This is a genomic window from Methanospirillum stamsii, from assembly GCF_003173335.1.
Lineage (GTDB): Archaea > Halobacteriota > Methanomicrobia > Methanomicrobiales > Methanospirillaceae > Methanospirillum > Methanospirillum stamsii.
In genome coordinates, this window is sequence record NZ_QGMZ01000026.1 from 1 (window position 1) to 12868 (window position 12868).

The 12868-nt window shown below is 39.4% G+C and carries 10 protein-coding genes; 5 read left to right on the forward strand and 5 right to left on the reverse strand.

What is annotated here, in order from left to right; translation table 11 throughout:
* Positions 1–57: 57 nt before the first annotated feature.
* Positions 58–369: an AAA family ATPase gene (locus DLD82_RS11930; RefSeq protein ID WP_109941352.1), complete on the reverse strand. Its 312-nt coding sequence runs from the start codon at positions 367–369 to the stop codon at positions 58–60.
* Between the two features lie 300 nt (positions 370–669).
* On the opposite strand from DLD82_RS11930, the gene DLD82_RS11935 reads away from it, so the two are divergent.
* From DLD82_RS11935 to DLD82_RS11945, 3 genes are read left to right on the forward strand one after another with little or no spacing between them, the layout of a single operon-like run.
* Positions 670–2391 carry an AAA family ATPase gene (locus tag DLD82_RS11935; RefSeq protein ID WP_109941353.1) on the forward strand — a complete coding sequence of 574 codons (1722 nt, stop codon included), beginning with the start codon at positions 670–672 and terminating at the stop codon, positions 2389–2391.
* Positions 2337–4142, forward strand: coding sequence for an AAA family ATPase (locus DLD82_RS11940; protein WP_245920431.1), 1806 nt, complete (start codon positions 2337–2339; stop codon positions 4140–4142). The genes DLD82_RS11935 and DLD82_RS11940 overlap by 55 nt, the downstream gene beginning before the upstream one ends.
* 30 nt (positions 4143–4172) lie before the next feature.
* A complete protein-coding gene (locus DLD82_RS11945) occupies positions 4173–5864 on the forward strand; it encodes an AAA family ATPase (RefSeq protein WP_109941354.1) in 1692 nt (563 codons plus the stop codon).
* Positions 5865–5906: 42 nt separating this feature from the next.
* Here the strand turns inward: DLD82_RS11945 and DLD82_RS11950 are convergent, their stop codons facing one another.
* Positions 5907–6935, reverse strand: coding sequence for a UDP-glucuronic acid decarboxylase family protein (locus tag DLD82_RS11950; RefSeq protein WP_245920432.1), 1029 nt, complete (start codon positions 6933–6935; stop codon positions 5907–5909).
* Positions 6936–7091: 156 nt separating this feature from the next.
* On the opposite strand from DLD82_RS11950, the gene DLD82_RS11955 reads away from it, so the two are divergent.
* Both DLD82_RS11955 and DLD82_RS11960 read left to right on the forward strand, forming a co-directional pair.
* Positions 7092–8006 carry a glycosyltransferase family 2 protein gene (locus DLD82_RS11955; RefSeq protein ID WP_109941355.1) on the forward strand — a complete coding sequence of 305 codons (915 nt, stop codon included), beginning with the start codon at positions 7092–7094 and terminating at the stop codon, positions 8004–8006.
* Between the two features lie 8 nt (positions 8007–8014).
* Positions 8015–8371, forward strand: a complete 357-nt coding sequence (locus DLD82_RS11960) for an EamA family transporter (protein WP_109941356.1) — start codon at positions 8015–8017, stop codon at positions 8369–8371.
* A gap of 26 nt (positions 8372–8397) precedes the next feature.
* Here the strand turns inward: DLD82_RS11960 and DLD82_RS11965 are convergent, their stop codons facing one another.
* From DLD82_RS11965 to DLD82_RS11975, 3 genes are all read right to left on the reverse strand, one after another.
* Positions 8398–10488: a hypothetical protein gene (locus DLD82_RS11965; RefSeq protein WP_109941357.1), complete on the reverse strand. Its 2091-nt coding sequence runs from the start codon at positions 10486–10488 to the stop codon at positions 8398–8400.
* A 125-nt stretch (positions 10489–10613) separates the two neighbouring features.
* Positions 10614–11492 (reverse strand): UTP--glucose-1-phosphate uridylyltransferase GalU, encoded by an 879-nt coding sequence (gene galU / locus DLD82_RS11970; RefSeq protein WP_109941358.1) that lies wholly within the window; start codon positions 11490–11492, stop codon positions 10614–10616.
* 2 nt (positions 11493–11494) lie between these two features.
* Complete coding sequence (locus DLD82_RS11975) at positions 11495–12766, reverse strand: UDP-glucose dehydrogenase family protein (RefSeq protein WP_109941359.1); 1272 nt, start codon at positions 12764–12766, stop codon at positions 11495–11497.
* Positions 12767–12868 lie beyond the last annotated feature (102 nt).

The window sequence follows — 12868 nt, forward strand, 5'->3', positions numbered from 1 at the left end:
ATGTGTTTGAAAATTGGAGGAAAACTTATCCGAAAGTCATCCCTAACTCAGCCGAGTTCAGGTCTCATTGTCTGATACTAACAATTCTCTGAATATATCTGTTAAGAGAGCAAGTTCATCTCCCACAATTGGCTGGAGTCTGTCATCATCAAGGTTGAGATATAAAATACATGATTTTGGAACTCCCTGGTTGATTAATCCGGTAATCATCTGATACATCAGGTATGTCTTTCCGGATCTCCGAACCCCGATAATGTCATTGATATGAGGAATATTCATCTGTACCTGGTATTGTCTGTGATGTATTTCCGGCAAAGAACTCTCCTGCCATTCAATGATAGCAGTTTTTAATTTTGCCCGGGTATCCATATAAAGAAGTAAGGGTTTTTACAATGATTAAGTTATCGTATATGGACGATAAATATTAATGAAATTATCGTTTATGTGCGATAGCGTCGCTCTATATAAATAACTTAAAACCAATCAGACCGGATTTTCTTGGAGGACAGTAAATATGGTATATCTGTGATAATTTGTGATAAACTTATCAAATATATGCGATGTCTTCCACTCAAAATCATTATCTCAAAATTTCGCTATCCATTAAACAATATTCCGGAAAAAGGGATACTCATAAGAATAACCGGAAACAATGATTAGTATATCGCAATGACTCTCCTAAAAATCCCGTATGGTATCAGCAATTACCGGACGATTGCCCTTGAAGGATATGCATATGTCGATAAAACCCGGTACATCCGGATCCTTGAAGAATATCCCAGCCCCTACCAAATATTCCTTCGGCCAAGGCGGTTTGGAAAGAGCCTCTTTGTATCACTTTTACATTATTATTACGATATCAGTGAAAAAAATAATTTTAATGACCTCTTTTCAGGAACAGAAATTGGAAAAGATCCGACGATAAAATGTGGAAAATACTATATATTAAGTTTTGATTTTTCTGGAATTATTTCCTCTACTCAATCAGATCTCGAACGTAGTTTCTTCAACAACACCCGATTCTCCCTGCAAAACTTTATTGAACGATATAATCTTCCATTGACCCTGGGTGAAAGAAGTTCAGCAGCAGATCAATTGACTGAATTTTTCTCAATCATTTCGACGAGAATAAATGGTCCAATATTTGTGATCATTGATGAATATGATCACTTTGCAAATGAATTACTGAGTTTTCATATAGATTTATTTCAGGGTACAATCAGTAGAGATGGTTTTATCCGGAAATGGTATGAAGTTCTTAAACGTGCAACGAAAACAATGGTTGACAGGATATTTGTAACTGGAGTTTCACCAGTCACACTGGATAGTCTTACATCAGGATTTAATGTTGCTGATGATCTTACCCGATCTCCATTATTCAATGAGATGGTGGGGTTTACGGAGAAGGAGTTAGTCCAGTTAATAGAATCAACGATATCTTCATCAATATCAATTTCCCCAATGACAGGGTTATTAAAATTTTATTATGACGGGTATCTGTTTAGTGAAGATGCAAAAGAACGCCTTTATAATAGTGATATGGTTCTCTTTTATTTAAAACAAATGCAAACCCTGAACGAAGCCCCAAAAAAGCTTCTGGACACCAATATTTCCAGTGATTATGGTAAATTAAGTAACACATTCCGGTTGAAAAATCCTGACCAGAATTACGAGGTAATAAAGGATATTGTCTCCAACAATAATATTTTTTCCCACCTGACTGATCAATTCTCGATGGATCTGCCTTTTTCTAAAGATGATTTCAAATCTCTTCTCTTTTATCTGGGTCTTCTGACTATACGCGATAGTCTTCCCGGAGCAGTATCTCTCCAGATCCCCAATTATGTCATCCGCGGATTATACTATGACTTTTTCCTTGATCTTATCGCAAAAGAGGCCCCTTTTCAGATAGAACCGGACAGAATCCGGGATGCGATATACCAGATCGCCTATGCAGGATTATGTGACAAATTAACTGCCCTTATCGAAGAACTCCTTCATGCCTTTTCAAACCGGGATTTTATCGGATTTGATGAGAAATACATCAAGATTGCCATTTTTGCCTATGCCAACATGAGTAGTTTGTACCTGGTAAAATCAGAATATGAAGTTCCGGGTGGTTATATTGATCTTGCCCTCCTGAAAAGAGACCCCTGGCACCCGGATTATTATGCTCTCTTCGAACTAAAGTATCTGAAAAAGAGTATAAGTTCTGATGAGGAGATAGAGCAGGCAGCCAGTCAGGGAATCGAACAACTAAAACGGTATACATCATCTCCGGAATTATCCTCAATCCCGAATCTGAAGAAATGGGTTTTGGTCTTTTCTGGTGACCGGTGTGTGAGAAAAGAGGAAGTGTCGGATTTAGACGACCTGAAGAACAGTCAGTAAGAAAACTATTGCATTCATACATTCCAAAAATGACCCTCCTAAAAATCCCGTATGGTATCAGTAATTATCGAACGATAGCCCTTGAAGGATATGCATATGTCGATAAAACCCGGTACATCCGGATCCTTGAAGACTATCCCAGCCCCTATCTTTTCTTTCTTCGCCCAAGACGGTTTGGAAAAACCCTTTTCGTATCGATGATCAGTTCCTATTATGACATCGCAGAGAAAGATAATTTTCAAAGGCTTTTTTCAGACACTGAAATTGGGATGGAACCAACTGAAAAAAGGAACAGTTACTATGTTCTTAGTTTTAATTTTTCAGGAATTTCATCTGAATCTGAGTCCCAATTAGAATCAAGTTTTATCCGTAAAACAAGTAACTCGTTATTTTCATTTATTAACCGGTATCATCTGGAAATTACATTGAGTGATAATGGTTCAGCCGCAGACCAGTTATCAGAATTTTTTACTATCCTCGGAGCAAAAATACATGGGTCGGTTTATGTTACCATTGATGAATATGACCACTTTGCGAATGAATTATTAAGTTTCAATATCCCTGTTTTTCAAAGTACCATCGGCAGAAATGGATTTATCCGAAAATGGTATGAAATCCTAAAGGAAGCAACACAAACAATAGTACATCGCATCTTTGCAACCGGGGTGTCACCTGTAACTCTTGATAGTCTCACCTCCGGCTTTAATATCGGGAGAAATGTTACCCGGTTTCATCAGTTACATGAGATGATGGGTTTTACAAGAGAGGAAATATCAATTCTCATTTCGAGAACTCTTCCTAAAGGCACTGTAAATCCTGAAATATCAAAATGCCTTCAGGAATATTATAATGGGTATCTTTTCAGTGAACAAGCAGAAAAACGTCTATTTAATAGTGATATGATACTCTATTATCTGCATTCATATCTTGACCTTGGGAAACCTCCTGAAAAACTAATAGATGTTAATATCGCAAGCGATTATAGCAAAATAGGAAATCTTCTCCAATTGAAAACTCCTGATAAGAACATTGAAGTAATAAAGGAAATAGTGAGTACTGGTATGACATCCGTTCAGATGACTGAGCAGTTTTCGATGGAAAAGTCCTTTTCATCTGACGATTTTAAATCCCTTCTTTTTTATCTTGGCCTGCTCTCCATTCGTGAGAGCCTTCCCGGAGCAGTCTCTCTCCAGATACCAAATTATGTCATCCGTGGATTATACTATGACTTTTTCCTTGATCTTATCGCAAAAGAGGCACCATTTCAGGTAGAACCTGACCGGATCCGGGATGCTATGTACCAGATTGCATATGCAGGGTCATGTGACAAATTAATAGTTCTTGTCGAAGAACTTCTTCATGCCTTTTCAAACCGTGATTTTATTGGATTTGATGAGAAATACATCAAGATTGCAATCTTTGCATATGCAAATATGAGTAGTTTGTACCTGGTAAAATCAGAATATGAAGTTCCGGGTGGTTATATCGATCTTGCTCTCCTGAAAAGGGATCCCTGGCACCCGGATTATTACGCTCTCTTCGAACTAAAGTACCTGAAAAAGAACCAGAGTTCTGATGAGGAGATAGAGCAGGCAGCCAGTCAGGGAATCGAACAACTAAAACGGTATACATCATCTCCGGAATTATCCTCAATCCCGAATCTGATGAAATGGGTTTTGGTCTTTTCTGGTGACCGTTGTGTAAGAAAAGAGGAAGTGTCGGATTTAGACAATCTGAAGAGCAGTCAGTGAGAATACTATTACATTCATACAATCCAAAAAATGACTCTCCTGAAAATCCCGTATGGTATCAGCAATTACCGGACGATCGCCCTTGAAGGATATGCATATGTCGATAAAACCCGGTACATCCGGATCCTTGAAGACTATCCCAGCCCCTTTGTTATCCTATTACGTCCCCGTAGATTTGGAAAAAGCCTTTTTGCTTCCCTCCTGAATTATTACTATGATATTGCGGAAAAAGATAATTTTCCGGCACTTTTTTTACATACTGATATCGGACAAAATCCAACACCCGGAAGGAATTCTTACTATGTATTAAACTTTAATTTCTCCGGAATTGCATCTGAATCAGAAGGAGAACTCTATGAAAGCTTTCGTAGAAAGACGAGAAATGCCTTAAATTTATTTATTGAACGATATAATATTAGCATTGAAATTTCCAATTCAGGTTCAGCCGCAGATCAGTTATCTGAGTTTTTCAATCTGGTATCAACTCGGTTAGATGGTCAGTTGTTTATCATTATTGATGAATATGATCATTTTGCAAATGAACTGTTAAGTTTTAATTTCAATATTTTTCAGAATACTATCGGTAGAAATGGATTTATCAGAAAATGGTATGAAGTATTAAAAGAAGCCACCGCAACCATCGTCAGCCGGATATTTATTACCGGAGTCTCACCAGTCACCCTTGACAGCCTGACCTCCGGATTTAATATTTCAGACAATATCTCAAGATCGCCCTTGATGAATACGATTATGGGATTTTCCAGAGAGGAAATCCACTCATTACTGCTACAAACAATCCCGGGAGATATTGATTATAATATGGTTGAAATAACCCTGCAGGAATATTATGATGGGTATCTTTTTTGTGAGACTGAAGAAAAAAGACTATTTAATAGCGACATGGTTCTTTACTATATAAAACAATATCAGATCTTTCAAACACCTCCAAAAAGTCTTCTTGATACGAATATTGCAAGTGATTACGGAAAACTAGGCAATCTCCTGCGAATCAAAGATCCAGATCAAAATATCAGTGTACTAAAAGAAATTGTTACAACCGGATTTGTATCTGCGAACATTACCGACATATTCTCAATGGATCTGCCTTTTTCTAAAGACGATTTTAAATCCCTTCTTTTTTATCTTGGTCTGCTTTCCATTCGTGAGAGCCTTCCCGGAGCAGTCTCTCTCCAGATACCAAACTATGTCATCCGAGGATTATACTATGACTTTTTCCTTGATCTTATCGCAAAAGAGGCACCTTTTCGGGTAGAACCTGACCGGATCCGGGATGCTATGTACCAGATTGCATATGCAGGGTCATGTGACGAATTAATAGTTCTTATCGAAGAACTTCTTCATGCCTTTTCAAACCGTGATTTTATTGGGTTTGATGAGAAATACATCAAGATTGCAATCTTTGCATATGCAAACATGAGTAGTTTGTACCTGGTAAAATCGGAATATGAAGTTCCGGGTGGTTATATTGATCTTGCCCTCCTGAAAAGAGACCCTTGGCACCCGGATTATTACGCTCTCTTCGAACTAAAGTATCTGAAAAAGGGCCAGAGTTCTGATGAGGAGATAGAGCAGGCAGCCAGTCAGGGAATCGAACAACTAAAACGGTATACATCATCTCCGGAATTATCCTTAATCCCAAATCTGAAGAAATGGGTCCTGGTTTTTTCCAGTGACCGGTGTGTGAGAAAAGGAGAGATATGAATCTCCCAGTTCGTAAAAAATAACCGTCGAATGGTTCTTTATTTATTTTTTATTCATCATCTTCAAGAGTCCATCCCTTAACTCCACCTTCGGTTCCCATCCGAGTGTCGCCCTTGCCTTCGTAATATCCGGAACCCTCCGTGTCGGATCATCCGGAGGCATCGGCTGATAGGTCAACTCTGATGATGAACCGCAAAGCTCAATAATCATCCGGGCAAGTTCGAGGATGGTCCACTCTACCGGATTACCAATATTCACCACTTCTCCTGAAATCCCCGGAAGAACTGCCAGCCGGAGAAGGCCGGTTATCTGATCAGTAACATAGCAGAATGACCTGGTCTGTTTACCGTCCCCAAAAATGGTTATAGGCTGATTATTTGCAGCCTGATCCATGAACCTGGGGATGACTCTCCCATAATGACCGTCTGATCTCATTCCCGGCCCGTAGGTATTAAATATCCTTGCAATCCTGACATCTAGCCCGTGCTGTCGGAAATATGCCATGCAAAATGCTTCACCTGCCCGCTTGGCTTCATCATAACAACCACGAATACCAAGGGTATTGACATTTCCCCGATAGGTTTCCGGAGTTGGGAAAATCGCTGCCTCTCCATAGGTCTCACTGGTTGAGGTGAATAAGAATGCTGCTTCATATTTCTTGGCGATTCCAAGGGCATTCATCGTTCCAAGGGTATTGGATTTTAGTATCTGGATTGGGTAATGCTCAAATTCGAGCGGGCTTGCCCGTGAAGCAAGATGACAGATTAGGTCAATTTTTCTCCCCGGATCATACGATTTCGAGATGTCATGGAAAATCCTGGTAAACTTCGGATGGGTTTTCAGATGATCAGTATTTTCTGCTTTTCCTGATGCATAATTATCCAGACAGATCACTTCAGCCCCTTTATTAAGAAGCGTCTCGCACATCCACGAACCCAGGAATCCGGATCCGCCGGTAATCAATACCGTCTTACTTTCAAAAGAGATATCTGATATCCCGTTTAAAATTTGTTCTATATCTGATTGTGAAGAATGAGTCATATTTTTCTTCTCCATTATATTGTCTTTCATGTATGAAAAAACTCATCCGGATGGCAATACACAAAATGAAAACAGTTGCATTATTATCTTTCATGACGGTACATTCAGAGTACTTGACATTAAGAGGTTGTAATGATTAATAGCACCCGTTTGTTTTCCAATAGAAATTAAAAAAGGATTTTTTACATGACAATTTCACTCATTGTGCCTGCATATAATGAAAAGGAGGCTATTGGTCCGGTCATCGAGGAATATTCTCCCTATGTGGATGAAATAATCGTTGTTGATGATGGTTCAAATGATTCAACTTATGACATTGCATGTTCATATGCAAGCGGGAAAATCCATGTTTTTCAGCATAAAGAAAACCAGGGAAAAGTTGGTGCATTATTAACAGGTGTGAATCAGTCAACCGGAGATATCATTGTTTTCACCGATGCTGACTGCACCTATCCAGCCAGGTATATCCCGGAATTTATTAAAGAACTTGAAAGGGGTTCTGATCTTGTTCTTGGAGTCAGGAACATCGAAGCACACAATATTCCTTTCTTTAACCGTATAGGGAATGCAATCTTCTCAACAATGGCAACGTATATAAGCGGAAAATATATTTCTGATGGTCAGACCGGTTTCCGGGCTTTTAAAAGAGAGATGTTCAAAGAACTTCATGTTCATGCAAAAAGTTTAGAATTCGAAACAAAAATGACGGTCAGGGCTGCAAAACTTGGGTATCTCATATCTGAAGTCCCTATTGAATACCGGGAACGAGTTGGAACATCTAAGCTTCACCCCGTCCGCGATGGATATCGCATGTTTCGTGCTCTTCTCTCGATAGCATGGCATGAAACCTCACCACTTGCAAAAATGATCTCGGTCCCGGGAATAATTCTTCTTTTTGCGGGTCTTATTTTCGGGCTGTTCAGTCTTCAGGAACGAATATTTCATTACCATCTTGTCCATGAATATTATCCGCTGATTTCAGTATTTCTTATGCTTTTTGGTATCCAGCTTACATCAATTGGCCTTATTATCGATTACCTGTCGAAAAAAATGGATCGTCTGGAAGAACGGATACGTCAGTTATCTTTTAAAAAGGACTAATCGTAAGAATGAACACGATAATTATTATCCTTATAGGGATTTTATTTGCTTCATCTGGACAGATCCTCTGGAAAATCGGGATGACAGACATCGGTCCGGTAACATCCTTTTCTGCCGGAACGCTTCTACCAATGGTGCTCAGTCCCTGGGTAATTGGAGGGACACTGTGTTACGGGTTATCTACGGTATTTTGGTTAATTGCATTATCACGTGCAGATCTTTCATATGTGTATCCATTTATTGCCCTTACTTTTGTTATCATTTTTATCGCTTCATTCCTTCTTTTCCATGAGAATATCAGTTTCCCCAGGCTTTCCGGAGCGATCATTATTGTCTGCGGAATAATTGTTTTAGTAAAAGGATGAAAAAGGGAAAATCTGATTTTTACTCGTTATAAAACAGATAAATTTGAAAATTTAAAGCTAAAACATTTGTCAGAGATGGTATTCATCTCCGGTATATCACATAATTTTGTACAGGTGCTGGAAAAAATTATTTCATTAAATCCTTTATTCAGATGTATTGTTCCTCCTCCTTCAGTAAACCCACCAGGAAGTGCGTTTATTGTTCCAATATCCACACCATTCACAGATATTGAAAGGTTTTTGTTTCCATTTGTTGGCTCTGCCAGGAAATAGATCTGATAATCCCCTTCAGATTTTGCATATGCTTTTATTTTTCCAGAATTTTTAAGGAAAAATTCGGGAAGTATATTTGATCCAAACCAGCCACTTTGAAAGATTAACATTACTTCATCGGGTAAAATTTCTGGTTCTGGCAGGATTTCATATACATAGGTATCTGAAAATGAATTTGTAAAACGGACAGTATGATAGAATTTTTCTTCAATCTCGTGATTAATTGATGAAATTAAAAAATTATAAAACTCATCAGATTTTTCTTCTGGTACATTTTGTAACGCTCCAATTCTGTCGGCATGTAGTAATACATATCTAACACCAATTTTTTGAAGTAGGGAAACTGTATTGTTTGACGGGAAGAAAGCTCCTGTGTCCCGCATTATTTTTGATGCTTCCTCAACGTCACGCCCACTATACCCATTTACCATGTCTTTCCAGTGGTACACGGAATAATACGTATATTCAGAGTTATCTTCAACCCATCGTGTTGGGAGTTCAATTATTGCATAATTACCTGTCTGATTGGCGAGCCATCTGTATTCCTGTGGTACCTGATCACCAGTGGCAAGTGATGCCGGCATATAAACCGGACCATGCCACGAGACAAAAATGGTGAGAAGAATAAGCCCAATTGCAACGGGAGTTTTATATGATACACTTTTTACCCGGTTGATGATTACAGCAGCTCCAAAACCCGTCAGCACAGAACAGGCAAAACTTATAACAAAACTGAACCTGGCCAGATCACGAATTATGGCAATAAATGGCACGACGGAATAGAGATAATAATACGGTAAAAAAATACCTGTTGGAGTCCCGGAAATCTTTAGTATTGGTCCTAACGTGAGAATATAACTGACAATTCCGATTATAAAAAAAATTATCGGGATTTTTTGTTGCCTGATACGATTTGGAAAGGTGATCGTGTTTTGATTATTTGGTGTATCAGTGGAAAGTGGGAGAATTATGCCGATAATTGCGAATATAAGAAAAACAATGCCAAATTTATCGATGACGGTATGAATATCAACAGGCCATGATGAATCAAATGGGGTGTCTATGTCTCTCTCGGCATCATAGTGTTTGCTGGCCTCAAAATATGGAATCGCGAAGGGTAATAGAATGATACTAATCAGGACTAATGAAATTAGTATCCTGCATAGTGCCTTTTGGGTGAGAAGTCTTTTTCGAACATCTGTATCAAGTATAACATACCCTGCTATGAAAATGCTCCCAATTATTACGGAGAATATCCCGACATACCACCCGGACAACGCCTCCATGATAAAAAAAAGGGAACATGCCAGTATGTCACGAAGGGATACGGAATAAAAAAACCGATCGAGAAAAAGGAGCATAAAAGGAACCCATTGCATTGCGAGAAGATGCAGTTGTATTCCGGTTCGGTATGCAAAAAAAGCAAAAAAGATTCCTGCAATAAATGCTGCATAACGGTTTTTGGTATACCTGAATGAAAGCAGGTACATACCAAAACCGCAGAGGACAAATGTCAGGAGTTTTAAAAAATTATGGGTAAATACCGGATCATGGGTAAGAGCATACACCGGTATTGAAAATAGTGTCCACCCTGCAAGATGTTCTGATAAGGCAAGAGAATATTCATTTGCCGGATAAAAAATATTTGCATTGAACAGGTTTGCCGGGTCTTCGATAATATGTTTTGTAGTCCAAATCAAAGACCAACAGGTAAATGCCTCATCTCCATTCCCAATTGCATCACTCATATGAAAAGCCATCGGGTATGTAAGAATGACTGTGAGGATGGAAAAGAGAGCAATTACAATGACATATTCCTGAAAAGTAGAAACCCTTTCCTCCAATTATATCACATTATTTGAGTAGATGCCAATCACCATTAATCATGATGTTTTGATTCTCCAGACTGAATATTCTCTCTAAAAATTTTCTTTTGGTTCATTACCATTGATACTATTGCTGCCCGGATCTACTTTTCACAGACATCTTTTCTTAAAATATTCAGAAGATCGTCTCTGAATTCCTCACGTTGCAGTGCAAGTTCAAAAAATGCTGTCATCCACCCTAGTTTATCACCAATATCATATCTCCGGCAGTTTGTAACAAGACCTACTGATCCGGACAATTTCCTGATTGCATCGGTAAGTTGAATCTCTCCTCCTTTTCCCGGTTTAGTCTCTTTTAACCTTGCAAAAATTTCCGGAGTAAAGAGATAACACCCGATAGCGCCAAGGTTTGAGGGAGCTTCACTTACAGCAGGTTTTTCGATGATATCTGTTATCTCGTAAAGACCGTCACCAATTTTTTCCCCATCTATTATACCGTAATCAGGAATTTTATACTCCGGAACTGGCTCAACTGCAATAACTGATTTGTTGCATTTATTGTATGCCCGGATCATCTGCGAGGTGCAGGTAAGTTCTCCTTTTGGGGCAATGGTAATGGTATCACCAAGCAGGACGACGAATGGTTCATCATTGCAGTGTTTTTCTGTAAGTAGTATTGCATCTCCAAGGCCTTTTGGTTCACGCTGCCTGATATAATGGATATTCGGGATTTCGGTGATATCTATAAAAGAATCAGGGTGATGAGAGCCCGTTCCGTTAGAAAATTTATCCTCAAGTTCAATGGAACGGTCAAAATGATCTTCTATTGCCCGCTTATTCCTCCCGGTAATAATAATGATATCATCAATTCCGGATGCGACTGCTTCTTCTACCACGTACTGGATAACCGGTTTATCCACAACCGGAAGCATCTCTTTTGGCTGAGCTTTGGTAATGGGTAAAAACCGCGTCCCAAGTCCTGCTGCCGGAATTACTACTTTTCTTACCCTATTTCCACTCATAATTACCAACAGACTCCCTCTGTCCCAAAGCCGGATAGGATTTTCCGTCCTTCAATAACAACCGGGTTTTTCATCCGGTTGAATTCGTCTTTGAGTCTGGAAAATTCAGGCCACTCAGTCAGAACAAGGCAGGCATCTGCCCCTTCAAGTGCATCACCTACAGAGGAATGATAGGATAAATCCGGGAAAATTTTCTTCATCGTTTCGGTTGCCATTGGATCATATGCAGATATGTTCGCTTCCTTTTGAAGCAACTCTTCAATTACCGGGATTGATCGTGAATCCCTGACATCATCGGTGTTATCTTTGAATGCCAGCCCGAGAACCGCAATTTTTTTGCCTTTTATTTCCCCGATTCTCTCGTACAGGATTTTTACAATGCGACCTGGTTGGTGCTCGTTCACATCAATAACTGATCTGAGGAGGATGGGCTCTTCACCATTCCTTTCAGCCAGACGAATGAGTGCCATGACATCCTTGGGAAAACAGCTTCCCCCAAAACCAAGACCGGCATTCAAAAAGTATGGGTTTATCCGGTGGTCATATCCGATCCCTTTCATAACATCATATACGTCAATCCCGATTCTCTTACATATATTGCCGATCTCATTGGAGAAAGAAATCTTGGTTGCCAGGAAGGCATTGGATGTATATTTAATCATCTCCGCTGCTTTCAGCGATGTTGTTATAATCGGTGCATCGAGTTTTTCATAGGCGTTTTTTACAACGTCAATTGCCTTATCTGACTGACCACCTATCACGATTCGATCCGGGTGCATAAAATCATCGATGGCTTTTCCTTCCCTGAGAAACTCCGGGTTCATACAAAATCCTATGATACCTGAAAATTTTCCGGATTTCCGGAGAACTGCCGGAACTACTACTGATTCGGTAGTACCTGGAGGAACCGTGCTCTTCACGGTTACTACATGGAATGAGTCAGATCCGGAAAGTGCAGACCCTATGGACTCCGCAGCACTTAAAATATACCGTAAATCCGCTGATCCGTCATCCTGCGGTGGTGTTCCGACACAGATGAATATCAGGTCAGAATCGTTAATCCCGTCATAATTGCATTGTGCTGAAAGCCTCTTTCCGATTGATTGTTTCAGGATTCCTTCCAGTTTATCTTCGTATATCGGTGGTTTACCTGCATTTATCTGCTCTGCTTTCCTTTTGTCAATCTCAATAATCCGGACATCATGACCAAGTTCTGCAAAGCATGCCGCAGTCACCAGGCCTACATACCCCCCGCCTATTACAGATATTCTCAAAATAAATCTCCTTTGTTAATCAGGTGCTGAAAACACGATAATTTGATAAATAATAATACAGAATAGGAATATTTATCTTGCTCATGCAAGATAAATGCTGTG

Coding starts and splice junctions, on each gene's coding strand:
- DLD82_RS11930 (WP_109941352.1), bottom strand. CDS start 369: ATGGATACCCGGGCAAAATTAAAAACTGCTATCATTGAATGGCAGGAG.
- DLD82_RS11935 (WP_109941353.1), top strand. CDS start 670: ATGACTCTCCTAAAAATCCCGTATGGTATCAGCAATTACCGGACGATT.
- DLD82_RS11945 (WP_109941354.1), top strand. CDS start 4,173: ATGACTCTCCTGAAAATCCCGTATGGTATCAGCAATTACCGGACGATC.
- DLD82_RS11950 (WP_245920432.1), bottom strand. CDS start 6,935: ATGAAAGACAATATAATGGAGAAGAAAAATATGACTCATTCTTCACAA.
- DLD82_RS11955 (WP_109941355.1), top strand. CDS start 7,092: ATGACAATTTCACTCATTGTGCCTGCATATAATGAAAAGGAGGCTATT.
- DLD82_RS11960 (WP_109941356.1), top strand. CDS start 8,015: ATGAACACGATAATTATTATCCTTATAGGGATTTTATTTGCTTCATCT.
- galU (WP_109941358.1), bottom strand. CDS start 11,492: ATGAGTGGAAATAGGGTAAGAAAAGTAGTAATTCCGGCAGCAGGACTT.